Source organism: Roseateles toxinivorans (genome assembly GCF_004362525.1).
In the GTDB taxonomy this organism is placed as follows: Bacteria; Pseudomonadota; Gammaproteobacteria; order Burkholderiales; family Burkholderiaceae_C; genus Paucibacter; species Paucibacter toxinivorans.
On record NZ_SNXS01000018.1, the window covers coordinates 1 to 22452 of the forward strand.

Below are 22452 nucleotides of genomic sequence, written 5' to 3' on the forward strand. Positions count from 1 at the left end.
CAAACTCCTGCGCATCGCTTTCGCCGTCTGGACTTCAAAGAGCAGTTTTGATCCTCAACGCCTTCGCGGGGCTTGCGCTGCTCCATAGAATCTACGAACCCGAAACCACCCTTGCCAGCGCTGCACGGGCCCCCGCCAGCGCCTGCAACCGCTCCCGCAGATAGTCCGCCAGTCGCGGCTGCTGGCTGAACACGACGTTGAAGCGCAGATGCGTGCTGGCCTGCGCACTGGCCGAGAAGGTGGCGCCACGGGCCAGCAGGATCTGGTTGCGGTAGGCGTCCTGCACCAGCAGGTCCAGATCCATACCCACGGGCACCTCGCCCCATAGGAACAGGCCGCCCTCGCCGGGATGGTCGAGTCGGACGCCGGCTGCGCTGAGCTGGCGGGCGCTGACATTGCGCGCGCTCAGCAGCTTGGCATTGAGCCGCTCCAGATGCTTGCGCCAGCGGCCGGCCATCAGCACCTCCAGCAGCACGTACTCGTTCAGCGCCGGCGTCGTCAGCACCGAGTAGATCTTGGCCCGCAGCAGCGTTTTGAGCAGGGCCGGGTCGGCGGCCATATAGCCGATACGCAGGGCCGGACTCAGCGCCTTGCAGAAGCTGGAGTAGTAGATCACCCGGTCCAGGCCCGACAGGGCCGCCAGCCGTGTCGCGTGACCGGGGTGGAAGTGGCCCTGCACATCGTCTTCGGCGATCAGAAAGCCATGCTGGTGGGCCAGCATCAGCACCTTGTGCAGATTGGCCGGGCTGCTGCTCCAGCCGGTGGGGTTGTGCAGCACAGGCTGGATGAAGAGCAGGCGGGGCCGGTGCTCGCGGCAGGCGGCTTCGAGACCTTCGAGATCCAGGCCGTCCGGGCGGCGCTTGATCGCGATGATGCGCAGGCCGTCCTGGCGCAGGCGGTCGAACATCAGGAAGTAACCCGGGTCTTCGACCAGCACCGTGTCACCGGGTTGCAAAAAGGCGCGGCAGATCAGGTCGATGGCGTGCGTCCCGCCATAGGTGGTGAGGATGCGGCCGGCGTCAACCGCGATGCCGACGCCCCGCAGCATCAGCGCCAGACGTTCGCGCAGCTCCGGCAGGCCCTGAGGCGGACAGCGCGTGGCCATGCCGGCGGTGCTGCGGGCGAGGCCACGCTGCACGGCGGCCGCGGGCACGGCGTCTTCCAGCCAGGCGGGGGGCAGGGCACCGCTGCTGGCCAGCAGCATGCCGGCGCGCTGGTCGTTGGCCTGCTGGGCCAGCCAGATGCCCTCCTGCTCCTCTCCGGCCTCCAGCGCCACCGCATCGGGCACGGCGCCGCGCGATTCGCAGACGAAGAAACCGGCCGTGCCGCGCGAGTCGATCAGGCCGGCGGCGACGAGGCGGTCATAGGCCGCCACCACGGTGTTGGGGCTGACAGCAAGCTGGGCGGCCAGCTGGCGTATCGACGGCAGCCGCGCGCCGGCGGGCAGTCGGCCCGCGACGATCAACTCGCGCAGGCGTGCCTCGATCTGGTCGGCAAGGGCCGTGGATGAGGAGCGGTCTAGGGCAAACACCGGATCAGCTTAGCGCAGAAACATCAAGGCCAGCAGCACCAGCGCGGCGCCCATGGCGAGGTTGAATATGCGCTGCTTGCGCGGGTCGGTCAGCAGCCGGCGTATCGCCACGCCGAACAGCGCCCACATCGAAATGCAGGGAAAGCCCACCATCAGGCTGACCACGGCCACCAGCAGTGCGCCCGGCACCGGTTCCATGCCCGGCGGCATGAACACCGAGGCAATGGTGATGGCACGCACCCAGCTCTTCGGATTGATGGCCTGGAACAGCGCGCCCTGCAGATAGGTGGCCGGGCGCGGCGCCCGGGCCTCGCCGATGCGGGCGCCGCTGAGCTGCCAGGCCAGGAAGATCAGGTACAGCGCGCCGGCCACACGGAGCACGCTGTGTGCCATCGGATAGGCGGCGAACACGCTGCCCAGGCCCAGGCAGGTGAGCAGGGTCTGCACGAACACGCCGCTGCTGATGCCCAGGATCTGCGGCAAGGCGCCGCGGTAGCCGAAGTTGGCACCCGAGGCGGTGAGCATCATATTGTTGGGGCCGGGCGTGCCGGACATCACCATGCAGTAGGTCATCAGGGGCAGCAATTCGGTCATCACGGCGGGCTCCAGGGGGATGGCAGCCGAGCGTACGGGCCGCCGCTCCGGGCGCAAAGACACAGACCCGGCCGCTCGGCGCTGCGCTGTATCAGCGAGGCGATGACTACAGCGATATTAGGTGTTTGCATTCTGCCGGCGCTGGACTATCGTTTTCGCTGCTTTGCTGGCCAAGAGGGGACGATATGAAGCTCTTGAATCGGGTTCGCGGCGCGGCGCTGGCCGCTTCTGTCATGGTCTGCGGTGCGCCGATGGCTGCCACGGTCGATCTGGGCACCACGACGATGGGCTCGGTCACCGGCCTGTTCGGCTTCAGCAATCTGTCACCGGGCACGCTGGCATCCCAGGCCGGTGTCGTCGAGCTGGTCAACGGGCCCATGGGTATTGGCGGGTTCAAGGCCTACAGCCGCCTCTATCTGAGCTTCGACCTGAGCGGTGTGACCGACCCGGTCACCGGCGCCACGCTGAGGTTGCGCAACGGCACCTACACCTCGAAAGGGCCGAGCACCACCTTCCCGTTCACGGTCCTGACCCATGTCTCGGAGCTGTTCAACGTCTTTGATGTCAGCACCTCCTACGCGGCGCTGCAGTCACCGTTCATCAATGCCTGCGCCTGCTTTCCGCCGACCCCCAATGTGGCTGGTCTGGCCGCCTTTGCCGATCTGGGCACGGGCAGTGTCTATGGCGGCTATACGGCGACCTTGGCGAATGTCGGCGTCGATGTGGACATCGTGCTGTCGGCACAGGCCATCGCGGACATCAATGCCGCCAGCGGCGGGGGCTTCACGGTGGGCATTGCCTTCGCGGGAGTCGAGTTCAACGGCTTTGGTGGCCAGCTCGGCGCGCCCCTGGTGCAGCAGACCATAGACCTGGTGCAGGACAACACCAAGCAGCGCCTGATACTGACCACCACGCCGGTGCCCGAGCCGGCCAGCGCGGTGCTGCTGCTGGCGGGCCTGGGGCTGCTCAGGTGGGCGCGTCGCCGCTGAGATCCGGCCGTCCCGACAGCTGATCGAGGATCGGGCAGTCGGGCCTCTCGTCGCCATGGCAGCAGTGCGCCAGATGGGCCAGCGTGGCCTTCATCGCCAGCAGCTCCTGGATCTTCTGCTCCAGCTCCTTGATATGGGCCTGGGCCAGCGCCTTGACCTGGCGGCTGGGGCGCTTGCGGTCCTGCCACAGGCCGACCAGCTCGCCGATCTGGGCGATCGAGAAGCCGAGGTCGCGGGCCTGGCGTATGAAACGAAGCACATGCACCTCGGCCGGCGTGAACAGCCGGTAGCCGGACTCGCTGCGCGTCGGGCCCGGCAGCAGGCCGACCTGCTCGTAGTGGCGGATCATCTTGGCCGACACGCCCGAGGCCTTGGATGCCGCGCCTATGGTGATGGCTTGCATGCTTCGCTCCTCAATCGCTGTTGTCTGATTCGGGCTTCCAGCGCTTGAGCAGCAGCGCATTGCTGACCACGCTGACGCTGCTGAAGGCCATCGCCGCGCCGGCGATCACCGGGCTCAGCAGGCCCAGGGCGGCCAGCGGTATGCCCACCACGTTGTAGGCAAAGGCCCAGAACAGGTTCTGCTTGATCTTGGCGTAGGTGCGGCGCGAGACGTGGATGGCCTCGGCCACCAGGCGCGGGTCGCCGCGCATCAGCGTGATGGCGGCGGTTTCCATCGCCACATCGGTGCCGCTGGCCATGGCGATGCCCACATCGGCGGCGGCCAGGGCCGGCGCGTCATTGATGCCGTCACCCACCATGGCCACCACCTGGCCCTGCGCGCGCAGCGCCTGCACGGCGGCGGCCTTGTCGGCCGGCAGGACCGGGGCGTGCACCGTCTGTATGCCCAGCTGACGGGCCACGGCGCTGGCCGCGCCGAGGTTGTCGCCGCTCAACATCACCGTGGCAATGCCCAGCGCATGCAGACGGGCCACGGCCTTGGCGGCGCTGGGCTTGAGGGTGTCGCCAAAGGCGAGCAGGCCGAGGATGGACTGGCCACCGGCGGCCTGCTCGATCAGCCAGGAGACGCTTTGACCCTGTTCCTGCAGCCGCCCGGCGGCCTCGGCCAGCGCTGCGGCAGGTGTGGCGTGCAGCTCCTGCGCCAATCGGTCGCTGCCCAGGCTCAGCAGGCGGCCGTCGACCCGCCCCTGCAGTCCGCGGCCGGGCAGGGCTTGCAGATCCTGGGCCTCGGGGGCCTGCAGGCCATCGGCCTGGGCGCGTGTGGTCACGGCGCGGGCGAGCGGGTGTTCGCTCTGGCGCTGCAGCGCGGCGGCCAGGGTCAGCAGCTCGCGCTCGCTGGTGCCGTCGGCCGCCTGCAGATGGCTCAAGCGCGGATGGCCCTCGGTCAGGGTGCCGGTCTTGTCGAAGGCGACCGTTGTCACGCCGTGGGCCAGCTCCAGCGCCTGGGCGTCCTTGATCAGGATGCCGTGGCTGGCGGCCACGCCGGTGCCCACCATGATGGCCGTCGGTGTGGCCAGGCCCAGTGCACAGGGGCAGGCGATCACCAGCACCGAGACGGCATTGACCAGGGCCTGCTCCCAGTCGCCGTTGTAGAAGATCCAGCCCAGCAGCGTCAGCAGGGCCAGGCCCAGCACCACGGGCACGAAGATGGCGCTGACGCGGTCGACGATGCGCTGTATCGGCGCCTTGGCCGCCTGGGCCGACTCGACCAGCCGGATGATGCGGCCCAGCGTCGTCTCGGCACCAATGGCCAGGGTCTTGACCAGCAGCGCGCCTTCGCCGTTCAACGCACCGCCGCTGACCCGGGCGCCGACCTCCTTGGCCACCGGCAGGCTCTCTCCGGTGATCAGGGCCTCGTCCACATGGCTGCGGCCCTCCAGCACCTGGCCATCGACGGCAATGCGTTCGCCCGGGCGCACCACGACCTGGTCGCCGATGCGCACCTGGGCGATGGGCAGGTCCAGTTCCTGCCCGTCGCGGCGCACCCGGGCGGTGCTGGGGCGCAGCGCATTCAGCGCGCGCAGCGCGGCGGTGGTCTGGCGCTTGGCGCGGGCCTCCAGCCATTTGCCCAGCAGCACCAGGGTGATCACGGCGGCCGAGGCCTCGAAGTAGAGATGCATCATGCCGTGCCCGGCATGGCGCAGCAGCAGGTAGATCGACAGGCCATAGGCTGCCGAGGTGCCCAGCGCGACCAGCAGGTCCATATTGCCGGCCCCGGCGCGCGCTGCCTTGAATCCGGCGATATAGAAGCGCGCGCCGAGCCAGAACTGCACGGGCGTGGCCAGGGCCAGCTGCCACCAGCCGCCGAGCATCCATTCGATGCCCAGAGGGGCCAGCAGCATCGGCAGCATCAGCGGCAGGGTCAGCGCGCCGGCCAGTGCAACATGCCACCATTCGGGCAGGTGCAACGCGTCATCGGCTGGCGCTTCGCTGCCCTCGACCGCGGGCGCGCTGTCCTGGTAGACGCTGGCCTCATAGCCGGCCTTGGCAATGGCCGCCGTCAGCGCATCGAGAGCCACCTCGGGCCCGGCCTGCACAGTGGCCCTTTCGGTCGCCAAATTGACGCTGGCCGCGGCCACGCCGGGCACCTTGAGCAGGGCCTTTTCCACCCGCAGCACGCAGGAGGCACAGGTCATGCCGCCGATCTGCAGCTGGATGTCGGGCGCATGGGTGAGGGCGTTGGCAAGTGCGGTGCTCATGGGGACCTCGGGGAAGTGATCGGTTCGGTGATCGTGAAGCTTGCCATCATGGGAGGGTCAAGCGGCGCTGGCGATTGGCATCACCGGCTGTGTGGGCATCCTGCGCGAGCTCTTGACCTTAACCGCATGTCAAACTCGACGCTTGAGGCTTGTCAAACCCTCGGAGCCTCCGATGATTGCATTTCAAATCAAGGACCTGCGCTGTGGGCATTGCGCCAGCAAGACCAACCGCGCTCTGCGCGATGCCGATCCGCAGGCCCGCGTGTACTTCGATGTGCCCGCGCTGCGGGTCGAGATCGACGCTGGCTATGCCGACACCGCCGAGCTGAGCGAGGCCATCACCGCGGCGGGTTACACGCCGGTGCCGGTCTGAGCATCGACGCCCCAACTCGGTGCGGATCAGATATTCTCGTTGGCATGCTGCAGGGGTCTCGATCAGGCCCTGGCGGCATGGCCGAGCGAAGGCTGGGGCTTGCGCATGAATGGTGCGTCCGCGGCCCGGCACCCATCACGATCAAGGAGACAACCAGATGCTGATAGGCGTACCCAAGGAAATCAAGAACCACGAATACCGCGTCGGCATGACGCCGGGCTCGGTGCGGGAGGCGGTGACCCATGGCCATGAGGTGCTGGTGCAGACCGTGGCAGGTGCCGGCATCGGTGCCAGCGATGCCGACTACCGCGCCGCCGGCGCGCGCATTGCAGATACCGCCGCCGAGGTCTGGGCGCAGGCGCAGATGATCGTCAAGGTCAAGGAGCCGCAGGCGGTGGAGCGGGCCCAGCTGCGCGCCGGCCAGACCCTGTTCACCTACCTTCACCTGGCCCCGGACCCGGAGCAGACCAAGGACCTGGTGGCCAGCGGCGCCACCTGCATTGCCTACGAGACCGTCACCGCGGCCAATGGCGGCCTGCCGCTGCTGGCGCCGATGTCCGAGGTGGCAGGCCGTATGTCGATACAGGCCGGGGCCTCCTGCCTGGAGCGCTCCAAGGGCGGGCGCGGCCTGCTGCTGGGTGGCGTGCCGGGCGTGGAGGCCGGCAAGGTGCTGATACTGGGCGGCGGCGTGGTCGGCAGCAATGCCGCGATCATGGCCATAGGCCTGGGCGCCCAGGTGGTCGTCATCGACCGCTCGGTCGATGTGCTGCGCCGCCTGGTGGCGCAGTTCGGCACGAGCATTCAGACGGCGGTGTCCACCCGCGACAGTATCGAGCGCCATCTGGCCGACAGCGATCTGGTCATCGGCGGCGTGCTGATTCCGGGCGCCTCGGCGCCCAAGCTGGTCAGCAAGGCGATGCTCAAGCTGATGCGGCCCGGCGCGGTGATCGTCGATGTGGCCATAGACCAGGGCGGCTGCTTCGAGACCTCGCGGGCCACCACGCACGCCGAGCCGACCTACGAGGTCGATGGCATCGTCCACTACTGCGTGGCCAATATGCCCGGCGGCGTGCCGCGCACCTCGACGATGGCCCTGAACAATGTCACTCTGCCCTTCATCCTGGAGCTGGCCAACAAGGGCGCGCGCCAGGCCCTGCTGGACAACCTGCATCTGCGCGCCGGCCTGAATGTGGCCGGTGGCAAGGTGACGAATGCCGAGGTGGCCCATGCCTTGGGCTATGAGGCGGTTGATCCGCTGACCTGGTTGAAGTAGCCCGGATGGAATCCGGGGCACGGCGGCGTGGCCCCCGGATTTCATCCGGGCTACGCGGGCTTGTAGGATGCGTGCAGGAACTCCCTTGCCCAAAATGACCACCAAGCCCCGCTTCATCCTCAAACTCAGCTGCCCCGACCAGGCGGGCATCGTCCATGCCGTCAGCGCCTATCTCCTTGAGCGCGGCGGCAACATCATCACCTCGGCCCAGCATGGCGACCCGGACCACCAGCGTTTCTTCATGCGCATCGAGTTCGAATGTGCCGATGCGTCGCAGGACGCGGCCAGCCTGAAGCAGGGTTTCGAGTCACTGGCCGCGCGGCTGCAGATGGACTGGACCCTGGTCGCCAAGGAAGCCAAGGCGCGGGTGGTGATCATGGTGTCCAAGCTGGGCCACTGCCTCAACGATCTGCTGTTCCGCTGGCAGACCGGGCACCTGCCGGTGGAGATCGTGGCCATCATCTCCAACCACCGCGACTTCTACCAGCTCGCCGCCTCGCACAATATTCCCTTCCACCACCTGCCGCTGCTGAACAGCACGGCCGAGCAGAAGGCGGCCCAGGAGGCCAAGGTGCGGGAGGTGCTCACCGAGCAGCAGGTGGACCTGGTGGTGCTGGCGCGATACATGCAAGTGCTGTCCCAGGAGCTGTGTCAGTTCCTGGCCGGCCGGGCGATCAATATCCACCACTCCTTCCTGCCCAGCTTCAAGGGGGCCAAGCCCTACCACCAGGCCCATGAGCGGGGCGTCAAACTGATCGGCGCCACGGCCCACTACGTGACCTCTGACCTCGACGAGGGCCCCATCATCGAGCAGGAGGTGGCCCGCATCGACCACAGCATGGCGCCCGAGCAGCTGGTCTCCATAGGCCGCGACACCGAGTGCGTGACCCTGGCTCGGGCGATCCAGTGGCATGCCGAGCACCGGGTGCTGATGAACGGCAAAAGGACCGTGGTCTTTCGTTGATGTTCACCGACAGCCACGTTCACCTCGACGCGCCGGAGTTCGATGCCGACCGCGACGAGGTGGTGCGGCGTGCCGTGCAGGCCGGCGTGACGCAGATGGTGATTCCGGCCGTGGAGCGCAGCAACTTCGACACCGTGCGCGAGCTGGCCCACCGCCATGGCCTGAGCTATGCGCTGGGCATACATCCGCTGTACACCGGCCGCGCGACCGATGACGATCTGGTGCAGCTGGAGGCGGCCCTGCTGGCACATCGCCATGACCCGCGGCTGGTGGCCGTCGGCGAGATCGGCCTCGACTACTTCGTGCCGGGCCTGGACCCCGGCCGCCAGGAGCGCTTCTACGCGACGCAACTGCAGCTGGCCAAGCGCTTTGAGCTGCCGGTGATCCTGCATGTGCGGCGCAGCGCCGATCAGCTGCTCAAGCATCTGCGGCGCATCAAGGTGACCGGCGGCATTGCCCATGCGTTCAATGGCAGCGATCAGCAGGCCCAGGCCTTTGTCGAGCTGGGCTTCAAGCTGGGCTTTGGGGGCACCCTGACCTTCGAGCGCTCGCTGCAGATCCGCCGCTTGGCCAAAGACCTGCTCGAGACGGCCCTGGTGCTGGAGACCGATGCGCCCGACATCCCGCCGCACTGGCTCTATAAAACCGCCGAGCAGCGCGCTGCAGGTGAGGGCAGCCGCAACGAGCCGGCCGAGCTGCCGCGCATAGGTCAGCAGCTCGCCGAGCTGCGCGGCTGGAGCCTGGCTCAGACCGCTGCCATCACCAGCGCCAATGTGCAGGCGGCGCTGCCGAGGCTGGCGGCCCTGGCTTGATGAACGAGGTGACCCTGCAGCAAGGCCTGGCCCCGGTCGCCGGCCCGGACACCCGGCTGCTGGTGCTGGGCAGCTTTCCCGGCGTGGCCTCGCTCCAGGCGCAGCAGTATTACGGCCATCCGCGCAACCACTTCTGGCGCCTGATGGGCGAAGTGCTGGGTGAGCCGCTGTACGAGTTGCCCTATGCCGAGCGCCTGGCCACGCTGCATCGGCACCGGGTGGGTCTGTGGGACGTGATCACCCGGGCTCAACGCGAGGGCAGCCTGGACAGCAGCATCCGCGCCCATATCGGCAGCGATCTGCTGAATTTGCTGACCGAGCTGCCGGCCGTGACGACGCTGGCCTTCAACGGTGGCACCGCCGCGCGCATAGGCCTCAAGCAGCTGGGCAACGAGGCCGGGCGCTACCGCATCGTCGCCTTGCCCTCCAGCAGCCCCGCCTATACCCTGGCCTATGAGCACAAGCGCACGGCCTGGCTGGCCTTGCGGGCCGCCGTGACCTGAGTCTGGCGCTTATCATGGTCAGCGTTTCCCCGCTGCGAGCCCCATGAGAACAAGCAAGAAGATAGCCCTGGCCCCGGCCACCATGTCCGAATTCGACGGCGTGCGCTTTCTGCACCTGGACAGCATCTGGGTACAGGGCGCGATGCGCATACGCAAGCCTCAAGCGCTGGAGCTGGACTACATCAAGCGCATGATGGCCTGGATGCTGTGGCGGCCCGAGAACGAAATCAACCAGGGCCATGCCGTGCAGCTGGGCATGGGTGCCGCTGCGCTGACCCGCTTCACGCACAAGGTGCTGCGCATGCAAACCACGGTGGTCGAGATCAACCCCTCGGTGATTGCCGCCTGCCGCGCCTGGTTCCATCTGCCCGACGATGACAAGCGCCTGACGGTGCTGAACACCGATGCGGCGAAATGGGTGGCCGACGATGCCAACTTGCAGACCGTGCAGGTGCTCAATGTCGATCTCTACGACCAGGACGCCGCCTCGCCGGTGCTGGACGACGAGGCCTTCTACGCCGGCTGCCACCGCGTGCTCGACGATGGCGGCGTGATGACCGTCAATCTGTTCGGCCGCGACGCCAGTTTTGCCCGAACCGCCCGGCGCGTGGCGCAGATCTTCGGCTCCGACCAGGTCTGGAGCCTGACGCCCACGAAGGAGGGCAACACGATTCTGGTCGCCGCCCGTGGCGTGCAGGTGCCGGATCGTGACACCTTGGAGCGCCGCGCGGCTAATATCGAGTCGCGGTTCGAACTGCCGGCCCGCAAGTGGCTGCGCATGGTGCGGCCGCTGCCGCAGTCCATCATCAACCCCGCCAGCTGACGACCCTAACGACAAGCCATGAAATCAGCCAGCATCGCCGCGCCGCGCAAGGAAGTTCACAAGGGCCGCCTGTCCTGGCGCGAGATGCTGCGCTGGCTGCTGGAAGACGGGCTGATCGACGAGGCCCAGGTGCAGCGCACCGAACAGCGCTTTGGTGCGGCCGACACGTCCATGCATGGCCTGGTGCGCCTGTCACATGCCAATCTGACGCGGCTGGCCGATGGCAAGTCGCTGGACCTGGACCTGCTGACCGAATGGCTGGCCAGACGGGCCGGCCTGCCGCATCTGCGCATCGACCCCTTGAAGTCCGATGTGGGCCGCATCGGCGACATCATGTCGGCCGGCTATGCCGAGGCGCGCCGCAGCCTGCCGGTGCTGGTGGGCCTGACCGAGGTCACGGTGGCCACCTGCGAGCCCTTCGACCTTGACTGGGTGGGGCAGATCGAGTCGCACACGCGCAAGCGCGTGATTCTGGCCGTGGCCAATCCGCTTGAGATACAGCGCTACACGACCGAGTTCTTCACCCTGGCGCGCTCCGTGCGCGCGGCGCAGAAGAGCGGCGAGAGCAACCAGCCGGCCAGCTTTGAGCAACTGGTCGAGCTTGGCCGCAACAACAAGGCGCTCGATGCGAATGACCAGGGCGTGGTCCAGGTGGTGGATTGGTTGTGGCAATACGCCTTCGACCAGCGCGCCAGTGACATCCATCTGGAGCCGCGCCGCGACACCGGCGTGATCCGCTTCCGCATCGACGGCGTTTTGCACACCGTCTACCGCCTGCCGCCCACGGTGCTGTCGGCCATGACCTCGCGCATCAAGCTCTTGGGGCGCATGGACGTGGTCGAGAAGCGCCGCCCGCTGGACGGCCGCATCAAGACCCGCAATCCGGTTGGCGACGAGGTGGAAATGCGCCTCTCGACCCTGCCCACCGCCTTCGGCGAGAAGATGGTGATGCGGATTTTCGATCCCGACACCACGGTCAAGGACACGGCCGCGCTGGGCTTCGCCTCCCACGAGGCCAAGCGCTGGAACGAGTTGACCGCGCGGGCCCACGGCATCATCCTGGTCACCGGCCCGACGGGCTCGGGCAAGACGACCACGCTGTACTCGACGCTGAAACGACTGGCCACCGACGAGGTCAACGTCTGCACCATCGAAGACCCGATCGAGATGATTGAATCGGCCTTCAACCAGACCCAGGTGCAGAACGTCTTGGACTTCGGCTTCGCGGAAGGGTTGCGTGCGCTGATGCGGCAGGATCCGGACATCATCATGGTCGGCGAGATCCGCGATCTGGAGACGGCCGAGATGGCCATCCAGGCCGCGTTGACCGGCCACCTGGTGTTCTCGACGCTGCACACCAATGACGCCGCCTCGGCGATCACTCGTCTCACCGATCTGGGCGTGCCCGGCTATCTGATCAGCGCCACCGTCATCGGCGTGCTCGCCCAGCGCCTGGTGCGCACCCTGTGCGAGGCCTGCAAGGAGCCCGATCCCGATACCACGCGGGACTCGCTCAACGAGCTGGTCAAGCACTGGCGCATGAATGGTGGCGTCAAGCCCTACCGGCCGGTGGGTTGCATCGAGTGCCGCAACACCGGCTATCGCGGCCGCGCAGGCCTGTATGAGTTGCTGACCGTCAGCGAGGCCGTCAAGGCGACGCTGCACCCGACGCCCGACCTCACGGCCCTGCGCCGCCAGGCGATGCAGGAGGGCTTGAGGCCGTTGCGTCTGGCAGGCGCGATGAAGGTGGCCGAGGGCTTGACGACCGTGGAAGAGGTATTGCGCAGCACTCCGGGCTGGGAGGCCTAGAGTCACCCTAGGGTCATCCCTAGGTCCCGCTACGTGTAATCCACAGACGCGCCACCCCACGGCGCTCCCTAGAATCTGCTGCATCCAACAAGCTTGCAGGAGACTCAAGTGAAAATAAAAAGTCAGCGAGACTTTTTCTCCGGTCTGATGTTCGTGCTGATAGGGGTGGCCTTTGCCTGGGCCTCGACCAGCTACAGCTTCGGCAGCTCGGCTCGACCCGGTGCGGCCTACTTCCCGTTCTGGCTCGGCGTGCTGCTGGCCATCCTCGGGAGCATGGTGCTGTTCAAGGCGCTGACGATCGAATCCGAGGGGGGCGACCCTATCGGCAAGATCGCCTGGCGGCCTCTGCTGATCATCATCGGCGCCATCGTCATGTTCGGCCTCGCCCTACCTCGCCTGGGCATGGTCATCACCTTGCCGCTGCTGATCACGGTGTCGTCGCTGGCGGGGGATGAGTTCCACTGGAAGGACGCCTTGTTGAACAGCGTGATCCTGACCGTGGGCAGCTGGTTCATTTTCATCTGGGGCTTGAATCTGATCATTCCGCTCTGGCCTGCTTTCATCACCGCCGGCGCCTGAGGAGCAAAGCATGGACTTACTGAACAATCTGGCGCTTGGCTTCAGCGTGGCCTTCACGCTGCAGAACCTCTTGTATGCCTTCGGTGGCGCGATGCTGGGCACCCTGATCGGCGTGTTGCCGGGCTTGGGCCCGGTCGCGACGATTGCCATGCTGCTGCCCTCGATCTATGCGCTGGACGCCACACCCGCGCTGATCATGCTGGCGGGCATCTACTACGGCGCGCAGTATGGTGGCTCGACCACCGCCATCCTGATCAATGTGCCCGGTGAGTCGTCCTCGGTGGTGACCGCCATCGACGGCTATCAGATGGCCAGGCAGGGGCGGGCGGGGGCTGCGCTGGCGGCGGCCGGTCTGGGCTCCTTCTTTGCCGGTTGCGTGGGCACGATCGTGATCGCCGCCTTCGCGCCGCCGCTGACCGAACTGGCCTTCAAGTTCGGGCCGGCCGAGTATTTCTCGCTGATGGTGCTGGGCCTGATCGGTGCTGTGGTGCTGGCCTCGGGTTCGCTGGTCAAGGCCATCTCCATGATTCTGCTGGGCTTGCTGATGGGGCAGATCAATACCGACGTGATCTCGGGTACGCCGCGCTTTTCGTTCGACATTCCCGAGTTGACCGATGGCATCGGCTTTGTGGTCATCGCCATGGGCATCTTCGGTTTTGGCGAGATCATCGCCAACCTGGGTCAGCCGGCCGAGAGCCGCGAGGTCTTCACCAAGGACGTGAAGGGTCTGTGGCCCACCAAGCAGGACTTCAAGGAGGCCTGGCCTTCGGTGCTGCGCGGCACCGCCCTGGGTTCCATCCTGGGCGTGCTGCCCGGCGGCGGCGCCCTGCTGTCCTCGTTCGCTGCCTACACGCTCGAAAAGAAGCTCGTCAAGAACCCGCGCGTGCCCTTCGGCAAGGGTGCCATCCAGGGTGTGGCCGGCCCCGAGGCGGCCAATAACGCCGGTGCTCAGACCAGCTTCATTCCGATGCTGACCCTGGGCATTCCGCCCAATGCGGTGATGGCGCTGATGGTCGGTGCGATGACGATCAAGGGCATCCAGCCCGGCCCCCAGGTGATGACCAGCAACCCCGAGCTGTTCTGGGGTCTGATCGCGTCGATGTGGGTGGGCAACGCGATGCTGGTGATACTGAACCTGCCGCTGATCGGCATCTGGATCAAGCTGCTGACGGTGCCTTACCGCTTCCTGTTCCCGGCCATCGTCACCTTTTGCTGCATCGGCACCTACACGCTGAACAACAATAACTTTGACGTCTTCATGACGGCCATCTTCGCCCTGGTCGGCTATGTGTTCTACAAGCTGAGCTGTGAACCGGCACCGCTGCTGCTGGGCTTTATCCTCGGCCCGATGATGGAAGAGAACCTGCGCCGCGCGCTGCTGCTGTCGCGCGGTGACTGGAGCACCTTCATGACCCGCCCGCTGTCCGCCGGCCTGCTGATCGCCGCCTTCCTGATGGTGGTGGTGGTGATGCTGCCGTCTATCAAGAACAAGCGGGAGGAGGCGTTCCAGGACGCTGATTGATACAAGGCCCTTGCTTTGTTCAGAAGGCCCGGTGACCCCGGGCCTTTTTCTTGACGCGCGAGCAAACCATCGGTTAACCTGATCGCCATGCATTTCGCCGCCACCCCCATCAACGCGCTTGGTCTAGCACTACGTCTAGTACCCGGCCGGGGTCTGTGCGCTGCATCTGCATGCCTGCGCTGACTCAAGCAGTAGGACACTTCTCCCCCTGACCCCGGCCATCACAACAGCGCACTCGTGACGAGTGCGCTGCAGGGGCGAAGGCGCAACGATCTTCAATTTGTCTTGACCTGCCTCTGACGAGGGTCCAGACCCAGCCAAGTGATGGCCACCATGACGATGATTTCCAATCCCGCGACCAAATACCGCCCGGCGCCGATTGCCGGCCTGCCCGACCGCCAATGGCCCAACCGTCGCCTGCAGCAGGCACCGATCTGGCTCTCCACCGATCTGCGTGACGGCAACCAGGCCCTGTTCGAACCGATGAACCTGGCGCGCAAGCAGCGCCTGTACCAGCAGCTGGTGCAGATAGGCTTCAAGGAGATCGAGCTCGGCTTCCCGGCCGCCTCGCAGATCGACTACGACTTCGTGCGCGGCCTGATCGCCACACACCAGATCCCGACCGACGTGACGCCGATGGTGATGACGCAGATGCGCGAGGACCTGATCGCGCGCACCGTCGAGTCGCTGGTCGGCGCCAAACGGGCCATCGTGCATCTGTACAACGCCACCGCACCGCTGTGGCGCGAGGTGGTGTTCGGCATGAGTGTCGAGCAGGTGATGCAGCTGATCGAGCACCATGTGCGCTATCTGCGCCGGCTCACCGATGCCCATCCCGAGACCGAATGGATCTTGCAGTACTCGCCCGAGACCTTCTCTGCCACCGAACTCGGCGTGGCGCTGCGCGCCTGCCACACGGCCATGCATGCCTGGGGCATCAGCGAGAAGCGCAAGGTCATCATCAATCTGCCGACCACGGTCGAGGCCAGCATGCCCAATGTGTTCGCCGACCAGATCGAATGGATGAGCAGCCATCTGACGCATCGCCAGCATGTGATTCTCAGCGTGCACCCGCACAATGATCGCGGCACCAGTGTGGCGGCGGCCGAGCTGGCGATGCTGGCCGGTGCGCAGCGCGTCGAGGGCTGTCTGTTCGGCAATGGCGAGCGCTGCGGCAACGTCGACATCGTGACCCTGGCCTTGAATATGTACACCCAGGGCGTGCATCCGGGGCTGGACTTCTCCGACATCAATGCCGTGGCACGCGTGGCGGAGGAGTGCACGCAACTGCCCATCCATCCGCGCCATCCCTATGCCGGCGATCTGGTCTATACCGCCTTCTCTGGATCGCACCAGGATGCGATCAAGAAGGGCTTTGCCGCGCAGCGCCCCGACGCCCCCTGGGCCGTGCCCTATCTGCCTATCGACCCGGCGGACCTGGGCCGCAGCTATGACAGCGTGATCCGCGTCAACAGCCAGTCGGGCAAGGGTGGCATTGCCTTCTTGATGGAACGCGACAAGGGCCTGGTGATGCCGCGGCGCATGCAGGTCGAGTTCAGCGCCGTTGTGCAGCGCCTCAGCGATGCCAGCGAGGCCGAGGTCACGGTGGATCAGCTGTGGCAGTTGTTCGATCACACCTATCTGGGCGTGACGGGCCTGCTGCAGTACCACGGCCATCAGCTGTTTGACAGCGAGGGCGAGCAGGGTGTGACGCTGGACTTGAGCGTGCAGGGCCAGCGCCGCCAGATACAGGGCAGCGGCAATGGCCCGATCGCGGCCACGGTGACGGCGCTGGCCGAAGGCTTTGGCCTCGCGCTTCGCCTGGACTCGTTCGAGGAGCGCGCACTGGGCAGCGGCGCCGATGCCACCGCCCTGGCCCTGGTCGAGCTGGCCTGTGGTGGAGTCACTGGCGCGCGCTTCGGCGCCGGGCGGCACGTGAACACGGTCACTGCCAGTGTGTTGGCGGTGCTGAGCGGCTTGAACCGGCTGCTGCAGGCGCAGCCGGAGCTGCTGAGCGATCGTGTGGCTGAATCAGGCCACGCCGCCGTGCCGGCCTGAACCCGAGGCAAAGCGGCCGGCGCCTTGCAGCGTCTCGCCGCTGGCCAGGGTCGCCAGGCCCAGCCGAGTTTCCTCGGCCATCGCCGCGTCGAACGCCAGCCCGCTCTGGCCCAGCGCGCTGCGCCTGTCATTGCGCAGGCAGTGCTGGGGCAGGGCGGCCAGTTCGCGGGCCAGTTGCTGGGCGGCGATCAAGACCTGGCCCTCGGGCACCAGACGGTTGATAAGGCCGAACTGCAGCGCCTCGTCGGCGGCGACGGCGCGGCCAGTCAAGATCATGTCGAGCGCACGGCTTTCGCCGATCAGCCGCGGCAGGCGCACCGTGCCGCCATCGACCAGCGGCACGCCGAAGCGGCGGCAGAACACGCCCAGCTGGGCTGTCGGGTCGGCCACGCGCAGATCGCACCACAGCGCCAGCTCCAGGCCACCGGCGACGGCATAGCCGCTGATGGCGGCGATGACCGGCTTGCCGAGAAGCATGCGCGTCGGGCCCAGCGGACCGTGGGCGAGCATATCGGCATCGACCTTCAGCACGCGCTGCGGCTCCCCGCTGGCCAAGGCCTTCAGGTCGGCGCCGGCGCAGAAATGGCCGCCTGCGCCTGTGAGTACGGCCACATGGGCGCTGATATCGGCATCGAAGGCGGTGAACAGCTCGAGCAGGCGGCGCGCGGTGGCGCCGTCGATGGCATTGCGTGCCTCGGGCCGGTTCAGGGTCAGGGTCCAGACCGGACCATCGACCTCAAGCAGCACGCAGTCCTCTTCCATGGCAGCGCCCCTAGAAGTTCTCCAGCGCCAACTTGACGCCGGCCTGCACGAGGGCCGCCTCGTCATCGGGCAACTCGACCTCCATGCGCAGCAGCTGCGCACCCAGGGTCTTGCCCAGGTTGTCGCTGCGCAGGCTCAGCGCCGCACCACCGTTCAGCGCGCCGTTGAGCACCAGCTTGATCGCCAGCAGATTGGGCAGGAGGTAGAGGTCGACGCGGCCGGCGTCGGCGCTGCCCAGGTGATGGGCAAAGTGCGCGGCGATGCGCTCGCGGGTGATGACGCGAGAGAGCGTCGCGTAACCTGCGGCATCCCAGGCGAACAGGCCCAGGTCGGCGCGGTCGGCCTTGTCGCCGCTGCGGGCGTGGGCGATGGCTGCAAGGCGCAGCTTCATGGTTGCACCTCGCTCAGCTCGACCTTCACAAGCGGCTCGATCAGCTCACGAGCCACCTGGCTGGGCCACAGCCCCAGCAACTGGCTGGCCGGCTGGATGCCATGAAAGCCGCCCATGAAGGGTGGGCCGGACAGGGCCATCCAGGGAAAAAGCCGAGGGAAGGCGTCGGCGACGCGTTTGTCGGAGGCCCGCACCGCCATGCGCAGCCAGACCTCGTTCAGCTCGGCCTCGCGCGTGCTGTCGGCGTGCGGCCCCAGAAAGCTGTCATGGCCCAGGAACTCGACGTGCAGCTCCTCGTGGCGCATCCGTTTCTCGTCCATCTGCGTCTTGATGGAGGCGACCACGGCGCGTGCCTTGGCCATCGCGTCGGGCCAGCAAAAGCCGAGCACGGCCGAGCCCATCCAGCCGTTCTCGTAGCCGGCCACCAGCTTCAGCGTTGCCGGTGGTGCCGAGCCGCTGGCGCCGCGCAGGCGCACGCGGTTGCCACCCAGCTCGTCGAGCTGGATCGTGCTCATGTCCAGCACCACATCGGGCGACAGATAGCGCTGCGGGTTGTGCACCTCGTAGAGCAGTTGCTGGCGCACGGTATGAAAGTTGATGCGGCCGCCGGTGCCCGGCGCCTTGGTGATGATGGCGCTGCCGTTTTCGAACACCTCGGCGATGGGGTAGCCGATGTGCGTCAGGTCCGGCACCTTCTGCCAGGCACCTGCCGAGCCGAAATTGCCACCGGCACCCTGGCCCGAGCATTCCAGAAGATGACCGACGCACAGGCCTTGCGCCAGACGGCTCCAGCCTTCGGCGTCGCCGGGTTGCAGCGACCAGCCGAACTCATGTATCAAGGGCGCCAGGAACAGCGCGGCGTCGGCCACGCGGCCGGTCAGCACGATGTCGGCGCCGCTGGCCAACGCCTCGACGATGGGCGCGGCACCAAGATAGGCGTTGGCGAAGACCAGTCGCTCGTGCACCTCGTCGATAGGTGCAGCGGTGTCGAGGTGTGCCAGGTCTTGCCCCTGGGCGCGCAGGTCGTCGATGTGGTCGAGCAGGGCGTCGCCGGTGACGACGGCGATGCGTGCCGTCCAGCCCTTGGCCTTGAAGGCAGCGAGCAGCGCATCGCGGGCACCGCCGGGATTCAGGCCACCGGCATTCAGCACGAACTTGACGCCGGCCTGTTGTGCCATCGGCCACAGGGCGCTGAGCATCGGCACCAGGTCGCGGGTGAACCCTGCGGCCGGGTCTCTGGCCTGGTCCTTGCGCAGAATGGCCAGGGTCAGTTCGGCCAGATGATCGGAGCAGACGTAGTTCACTTCGCCGAACTCGATCGCCGCGCGTATCGGCTCCCAGTTGTCGCCGTAGAAGCCGAGACCTGCGGCGAGGCGGATCTTCTTCATCTCACATGCTCCCGTGCGCTTGGTGTGGCACCCGACAAATTCAGCTTGTAGCGGCTGAGATGCGGGCGCGCCGGCCGCTTCGGGCTGAAGCCTTGTCCTGTCCTGAACGGACTGGACTCCGGCTTCTTTATGCCCGCTGCGACCGGCACGCCCGCATCCCAGCTGTTGCGGCTGTGTAGGCTCGCAAGGCGGCAAGACACGGGCACTGTGCGGGTTTGGCGGCCACCAGCGCATCGTGGAGGGGTCGGGGGGCTGGCCACGGCGGGCATCAAGAAGCTGGAGGTCGGTCCGTTCAGGAACGGCCCAAGCTTCAGCCCGTCGTGGCCGGCCCCCCGGCCCCTCTGCCGCACCTTCGCAGCGAGGCGCCCAGCACACCGTGGCAAGTCGATCAGTCTCACTTCAGCTTTCAAGTCGGATGGGTGACCAGGGCCACCGTCTGCTCGGCCAGTGCGTCCAGGCTGACGGCGTTCTTGGCACGTGAGCGGGCGTGGTACCAGGTGGCCGAGAAATTGATCGCGCCCAGAATCATCAGCCGCGCCAGCTTGGCATCGGTGCGTATCAGGCCCTGGCGCTGCAAGTCTTCCAGTGTCGACTGCCAGATATCGTCATAGCGGTCCTTCAGCTCGATGATGCGGCGCTTGTACTGGTCGGGCAGCGAGCGCCAGTCGTAGAGCATGACCGGGATGAAGTCGCTGCCGGTGTCATGCAGGATGCCGTAGTGGGTGCGCACCAGGCGTTTGAAGCGTTCCATGGCCGGCAGCCCCGCATCTTCGATTACCGCCTCGCTGCGTTCCAGGCCCAGGCGCAGGCCTTCTTCCATCACCGCCATCAGGAGCTCGTGCTTGTTGGCGAAGTGGTAGAACGGGCTGCCGGAGCGCATGCCCACGGCCGTGGCGATGTCGCGCACCGTCGTGCCGTCGAAGCCCTTCTCGCGGAACAAACGGGCCGCCACGCGGACCAAGTCTTCGCGGCGATTGGCAGGGTTGTCATCGTTGCGCTCGGGCGCGGTCTTGCGGCGGGGGCCGGGCATGTCGGGTTTCTCCGGGCACACAGCAGGTGAGCCCTTCTGTACAAAGCGAACAAAGTAAACAGGAAAGCAATTGCTTGCTTGCCTTGGTGTTGCCAGCATATCAACCGGCGCCACCCAGTGCAATGCGAGCTATCCGCCAAAAGAGTTTTCGCCAGGAGACAGGCGCTTTGCAAATGGCCCAGGTACTGCAGGTCTTGATGGGGGGCGTGGCGCAAGGCTGTATCTACGGCCTGATTGCGCTGGGCTTTTGCCTGATCTACAAGGCCACCGAGACCGTCAGCTTCGCCCAGGGCGATCTGATGATGCTGGGCGCCTTTCTGGGCCTGACCCTGCTGACGGTGGCCGGCCTGCCGTTCTGGATCACCGTGCCGTCGGTGATTCTGGCCATGGGCCTGTTCGGCATGCTGCTGGAGCGGCTGGTGGTCAGCCCCATCCTCGGCCAGCCGGCGTTTTCGATCGTCATGCTGACGATAGGCATAGGTTACGTCGCGCGTGGCGCGATCACGATGATTCCCGGCATGGGCACCGACACCCGGGCGCTCGACGTGCCCTACAAGGGCGAGGTGCTGGAGTTTGGCGGCGTGGTGCTGGCGGTGGAGCAACTGGTGATTGTGGCCACGACCGCCGTGCTGTGTGCGACGCTGTTTGCCCTCTTCAAATACAGCCGGGTCGGCATTGCCATGCAGGCGGCCTCGCAGAATCAGATCGCGGCCTACTACATGGGCATTCCGGTCAAACGACTGAACGGCCTGGTCTGGGCCCTGGCCGCTGCGGTGGCGGCGCTGGCCGGCCTGTTGCTGGCGCCCATCACCTTCGTCCACGCGAACATGGGTTTCATCGGTTTGAAGGCCTTTCCTGCCGCGGTGGTCGGCGGCTTCGGTAGCCTGCCGGGCGCCATCGTCGGGGGGCTGGTGATCGGCCTGGTCGAGGCGCTGTCGGGCTTCTATCTGCCGGAGGGCTTCAAGGACGTGGCGGCCTATGTGGTGGTGCTGGTGATGCTGATGTTCAAGCCGAACGGGCTGTTCGGCGAAAGCCTGCGCAAGAAGGTCTGATGCGATTCCTCTTCAAAACCCGCTACGACCAGGACATCAACCTGGCCAAGCACGGCGGCCATATCGGCTGGTATGGCGCGCTGCTGCTGCTGCTGGTGGCGGCGCCCTGGACCTTCCCCGACTACTGGCTGGCACAGCTGACCTTCGTCTTGATCTACGGCATCGTCGGCCTGGGGCTGATGCTGCTGTCGGGCTTCACCGGGCTGTTCTCTATCGGCCATGCGGCGTTTCTGGGCGTTGGTGCCTATACCCAGGCGGTGTTGGCGGCCAAGGGCTGGCCGTTCCCTGTGTCCATGGCCGTCGCGGCCCTGCTGTCGGCCATTGTGGGCGCGATGGTGGGCCTGCCGGCGCTGCGGGTTAAGGGCATTTATCTCGGCATCGCGACGCTGTCGTTCGCGGCCATCGTCGAGGAGGTACTCGCGCGCTGGGAGAGCGTGACCGGCGGCAATGCCGGCAAGGCGGTGGCCAGCCTGCAGGCCTTCGGCTGGTCGTTCGACAGTGCCGAGGCCTTCTACTTCGTCTGTCTGGTCTGCGCCGTGGGCTGCACCCTGGCGGTGCTGAACCTGCTGCGCTCGCCGACGGGCCGGGCCTTTGTGGCGATACGCGACTCCGAGGTCTCGGCGCAGAGCATGGGCATCCACCTGGCCTATTACAAGACGCTGTCGTTCGCGCTGTCGGCCGGTATGGCCGGCATCGGCGGGGCCCTGTATGCGCACAAGATCCGCTTCCTGTCGCCCGACCAGTTCAACATCCTGCAGTCGATCGACCTGCTGTTGATGATCGTCATCGGCGGGGTCGGCTCGGTGCACGGCGCCTTTCTGGGCGCGATCTTCCTGATCACGATGCCGCAGCTGATCACGCTGGCCAAGGACTATCTGCCCGAGGCCGTCGGTCAGGCGCCTGGCCTCCAGGCGGTGGTCTATGGCCTGGTGCTGATCGTCTTCGTGCTGTTCGAGCCCTTGGGCCTGTATGGCCGCTGGCTGAAGATACGCACCTGGTTCCAGCTGTTCCCGTTCTACCGCCAGGGCCTGTTCAAGCGGCAGAAGTCGTTCCAGAAGTCGGATCGCCTGAAATGAATCTGCTCGACTTGTCATTGTGGCGGCAGAGGGGGCGCGGGGCCGGCCACCCCCTCTGCGGATGCGCTGATGGCCCGCAACCCAAATTCGTGCGCGCCGTGCACGCCGGTGCCAGCAGGGGCGAGGGTGTGCCGGTCGCGGCGGGCATAAGGAAGCCGGAGTCCGGTCCGTCCAGGGCCGGGCAAGGCTTCAGCCCGCAGCGGCCGGCGCGCCATCGTCCCTGCCGCTACACAGTTCGAATGGTGTCGCGTGTCGCTCCAAGC

At 66.6% G+C, this 22452-nt stretch carries 21 protein-coding genes; 13 read left to right on the forward strand and 8 right to left on the reverse strand.

Annotated features, from left to right (window positions below; translation table 11 throughout):
- Nucleotides 1-91 precede the first annotated feature (91 nt).
- Together DES47_RS27855 and DES47_RS27860 are read right to left on the reverse strand one after the other, a co-directional pair.
- A complete protein-coding gene (locus DES47_RS27855) occupies nucleotides 92-1531 on the reverse strand; it encodes an aminotransferase-like domain-containing protein (protein ID WP_133704058.1) in 1440 nt (479 codons plus the stop codon).
- Between the two features lie 9 nt (nucleotides 1532-1540).
- Entirely contained in the window at nucleotides 1541-2125 is a 585-nt protein-coding gene (locus DES47_RS27860) for a LysE family translocator (RefSeq protein ID WP_133704059.1), read from the reverse strand.
- Nucleotides 2126-2310: 185 nt separating this feature from the next.
- Here DES47_RS27860 and DES47_RS27865 point away from each other — a divergent pair, with 185 nt between their 5' ends.
- The gene (locus tag DES47_RS27865; RefSeq protein WP_133704060.1) at nucleotides 2311-3114 is read left to right on the forward strand and encodes a PEP-CTERM sorting domain-containing protein; all 804 of its coding nucleotides are present in this window, start codon (nucleotides 2311-2313) and stop codon (nucleotides 3112-3114) included.
- Here DES47_RS27865 and cueR read toward each other — a convergent pair.
- On the reverse strand, nucleotides 3092-3508 hold the full coding sequence (cueR, locus tag DES47_RS27870) for a Cu(I)-responsive transcriptional regulator (RefSeq protein ID WP_208115144.1): 417 nt from the start codon (nucleotides 3506-3508) through the stop codon (nucleotides 3092-3094). The two genes, DES47_RS27865 and cueR, sit on opposite strands and share 23 nt — an antisense overlap.
- 19 nt (nucleotides 3509-3527) lie before the next feature.
- Nucleotides 3528-5774, reverse strand: coding sequence for a heavy metal translocating P-type ATPase (locus DES47_RS27875; RefSeq protein ID WP_133704062.1), 2247 nt, complete (start codon nucleotides 5772-5774; stop codon nucleotides 3528-3530).
- Nucleotides 5775-5946: 172 nt separating this feature from the next.
- Between DES47_RS27875 and DES47_RS27880 the strand changes: the two genes are divergently transcribed.
- From DES47_RS27880 to DES47_RS27925, 10 genes are all read left to right on the forward strand, one after another.
- The gene (locus tag DES47_RS27880; RefSeq protein WP_133704063.1) at nucleotides 5947-6147 is read left to right on the forward strand and encodes a heavy-metal-associated domain-containing protein; all 201 of its coding nucleotides are present in this window, start codon (nucleotides 5947-5949) and stop codon (nucleotides 6145-6147) included.
- A gap of 157 nt (nucleotides 6148-6304) precedes the next feature.
- Complete coding sequence (ald, locus tag DES47_RS27885; protein WP_133704064.1) at nucleotides 6305-7420, forward strand: alanine dehydrogenase; 1116 nt, start codon at nucleotides 6305-6307, stop codon at nucleotides 7418-7420.
- A 94-nt stretch (nucleotides 7421-7514) separates the two neighbouring features.
- Entirely contained in the window at nucleotides 7515-8384 is an 870-nt protein-coding gene (gene purU / locus DES47_RS27890; RefSeq protein WP_133704065.1) for a formyltetrahydrofolate deformylase, read from the forward strand.
- Nucleotides 8384-9196 (forward strand): TatD family hydrolase, encoded by an 813-nt coding sequence (locus DES47_RS27895; protein WP_133704066.1) that lies wholly within the window; start codon nucleotides 8384-8386, stop codon nucleotides 9194-9196. The genes purU and DES47_RS27895 overlap by 1 nt, the downstream gene beginning before the upstream one ends.
- Nucleotides 9196-9699, forward strand: a complete 504-nt coding sequence (locus DES47_RS27900; protein ID WP_133704067.1) for a DNA-deoxyinosine glycosylase — start codon at nucleotides 9196-9198, stop codon at nucleotides 9697-9699. The genes DES47_RS27895 and DES47_RS27900 overlap by 1 nt, the downstream gene beginning before the upstream one ends.
- A 43-nt stretch (nucleotides 9700-9742) precedes the next feature.
- Nucleotides 9743-10522, forward strand: a complete 780-nt coding sequence (locus DES47_RS27905; protein ID WP_133704068.1) for a spermine/spermidine synthase domain-containing protein — start codon at nucleotides 9743-9745, stop codon at nucleotides 10520-10522.
- A gap of 18 nt (nucleotides 10523-10540) precedes the next feature.
- Complete coding sequence (gene tfpB, locus DES47_RS27910) at nucleotides 10541-12331, forward strand: type IV pilus assembly ATPase TfpB (RefSeq protein ID WP_243748491.1); 1791 nt, start codon at nucleotides 10541-10543, stop codon at nucleotides 12329-12331.
- A 108-nt stretch (nucleotides 12332-12439) separates the two neighbouring features.
- Nucleotides 12440-12910, forward strand: coding sequence for a tripartite tricarboxylate transporter TctB family protein (locus tag DES47_RS27915; RefSeq protein WP_133704069.1), 471 nt, complete (start codon nucleotides 12440-12442; stop codon nucleotides 12908-12910).
- 10 nt (nucleotides 12911-12920) lie between these two features.
- Nucleotides 12921-14432: a tripartite tricarboxylate transporter permease gene (locus DES47_RS27920; RefSeq protein WP_133704070.1), complete on the forward strand. Its 1512-nt coding sequence runs from the start codon at nucleotides 12921-12923 to the stop codon at nucleotides 14430-14432.
- Between the two features lie 339 nt (nucleotides 14433-14771).
- Nucleotides 14772-16490 (forward strand): 2-isopropylmalate synthase, encoded by a 1719-nt coding sequence (locus DES47_RS27925; protein WP_133704109.1) that lies wholly within the window; start codon nucleotides 14772-14774, stop codon nucleotides 16488-16490.
- Here DES47_RS27925 and DES47_RS27930 read toward each other — a convergent pair.
- The 4 genes from DES47_RS27930 to DES47_RS27945 all read right to left on the reverse strand — a co-directional run bounded on the left by DES47_RS27930 (nucleotide 16464) and on the right by DES47_RS27945 (nucleotide 20061).
- A complete protein-coding gene (locus DES47_RS27930; protein ID WP_133704071.1) occupies nucleotides 16464-17252 on the reverse strand; it encodes a crotonase/enoyl-CoA hydratase family protein in 789 nt (262 codons plus the stop codon). The two genes, DES47_RS27925 and DES47_RS27930, sit on opposite strands and share 27 nt — an antisense overlap.
- A 10-nt stretch (nucleotides 17253-17262) precedes the next feature.
- A complete protein-coding gene (locus DES47_RS27935) occupies nucleotides 17263-17643 on the reverse strand; it encodes an AtuA-related protein (RefSeq protein ID WP_133704072.1) in 381 nt (126 codons plus the stop codon).
- The gene (locus tag DES47_RS27940) at nucleotides 17640-19031 is read right to left on the reverse strand and encodes an acyclic terpene utilization AtuA family protein (protein ID WP_133704073.1); all 1392 of its coding nucleotides are present in this window, start codon (nucleotides 19029-19031) and stop codon (nucleotides 17640-17642) included. The genes DES47_RS27935 and DES47_RS27940 overlap by 4 nt, the downstream gene beginning before the upstream one ends.
- A gap of 406 nt (nucleotides 19032-19437) precedes the next feature.
- The gene (locus DES47_RS27945) at nucleotides 19438-20061 is read right to left on the reverse strand and encodes a TetR/AcrR family transcriptional regulator (protein WP_133704074.1); all 624 of its coding nucleotides are present in this window, start codon (nucleotides 20059-20061) and stop codon (nucleotides 19438-19440) included.
- 173 nt (nucleotides 20062-20234) lie between these two features.
- Between DES47_RS27945 and DES47_RS27950 the strand changes: the two genes are divergently transcribed.
- Both DES47_RS27950 and DES47_RS27955 read left to right on the forward strand, forming a co-directional pair.
- Nucleotides 20235-21113 carry a branched-chain amino acid ABC transporter permease gene (locus tag DES47_RS27950; protein WP_133704075.1) on the forward strand — a complete coding sequence of 293 codons (879 nt, stop codon included), beginning with the start codon at nucleotides 20235-20237 and terminating at the stop codon, nucleotides 21111-21113.
- A complete protein-coding gene (locus DES47_RS27955; RefSeq protein WP_133704076.1) occupies nucleotides 21113-22189 on the forward strand; it encodes a branched-chain amino acid ABC transporter permease in 1077 nt (358 codons plus the stop codon). Before DES47_RS27950 ends, DES47_RS27955 begins: the two co-directional genes overlap by 1 nt.
- The last annotated feature ends 263 nt before the right edge of the window (nucleotides 22190-22452 follow it).

What these genes read in the sequence shown, in the direction of transcription:
- DES47_RS27860 (WP_133704059.1), bottom strand. Translation starts at nt 2,125, where the DNA reads ATGACCGAATTGCTGCCCCTGATGACCTACTGCATGGTGATGTCCGGC.
- DES47_RS27865 (WP_133704060.1), top strand. Translation starts at nt 2,311, where the DNA reads ATGAAGCTCTTGAATCGGGTTCGCGGCGCGGCGCTGGCCGCTTCTGTC.
- DES47_RS27875 (WP_133704062.1), bottom strand. Translation starts at nt 5,774, where the DNA reads ATGAGCACCGCACTTGCCAACGCCCTCACCCATGCGCCCGACATCCAG.
- DES47_RS27880 (WP_133704063.1), top strand. Translation starts at nt 5,947, where the DNA reads ATGATTGCATTTCAAATCAAGGACCTGCGCTGTGGGCATTGCGCCAGC.
- ald (WP_133704064.1), top strand. Translation starts at nt 6,305, where the DNA reads ATGCTGATAGGCGTACCCAAGGAAATCAAGAACCACGAATACCGCGTC.
- purU (WP_133704065.1), top strand. Translation starts at nt 7,515, where the DNA reads ATGACCACCAAGCCCCGCTTCATCCTCAAACTCAGCTGCCCCGACCAG.
- DES47_RS27895 (WP_133704066.1), top strand. Translation starts at nt 8,384, where the DNA reads ATGTTCACCGACAGCCACGTTCACCTCGACGCGCCGGAGTTCGATGCC.
- DES47_RS27900 (WP_133704067.1), top strand. Translation starts at nt 9,196, where the DNA reads ATGAACGAGGTGACCCTGCAGCAAGGCCTGGCCCCGGTCGCCGGCCCG.
- DES47_RS27905 (WP_133704068.1), top strand. Translation starts at nt 9,743, where the DNA reads ATGAGAACAAGCAAGAAGATAGCCCTGGCCCCGGCCACCATGTCCGAA.
- tfpB (WP_243748491.1), top strand. Translation starts at nt 10,541, where the DNA reads ATGAAATCAGCCAGCATCGCCGCGCCGCGCAAGGAAGTTCACAAGGGC.
- DES47_RS27920 (WP_133704070.1), top strand. Translation starts at nt 12,921, where the DNA reads ATGGACTTACTGAACAATCTGGCGCTTGGCTTCAGCGTGGCCTTCACG.
- DES47_RS27925 (WP_133704109.1), top strand. Translation starts at nt 14,772, where the DNA reads ATGATTTCCAATCCCGCGACCAAATACCGCCCGGCGCCGATTGCCGGC.
- DES47_RS27930 (WP_133704071.1), bottom strand. Translation starts at nt 17,252, where the DNA reads ATGGAAGAGGACTGCGTGCTGCTTGAGGTCGATGGTCCGGTCTGGACC.
- DES47_RS27935 (WP_133704072.1), bottom strand. Translation starts at nt 17,643, where the DNA reads ATGAAGCTGCGCCTTGCAGCCATCGCCCACGCCCGCAGCGGCGACAAG.
- DES47_RS27940 (WP_133704073.1), bottom strand. Translation starts at nt 19,031, where the DNA reads ATGAAGAAGATCCGCCTCGCCGCAGGTCTCGGCTTCTACGGCGACAAC.
- DES47_RS27945 (WP_133704074.1), bottom strand. Translation starts at nt 20,061, where the DNA reads ATGCCCGGCCCCCGCCGCAAGACCGCGCCCGAGCGCAACGATGACAAC.
- DES47_RS27950 (WP_133704075.1), top strand. Translation starts at nt 20,235, where the DNA reads ATGGCCCAGGTACTGCAGGTCTTGATGGGGGGCGTGGCGCAAGGCTGT.
- DES47_RS27955 (WP_133704076.1), top strand. Translation starts at nt 21,113, where the DNA reads ATGCGATTCCTCTTCAAAACCCGCTACGACCAGGACATCAACCTGGCC.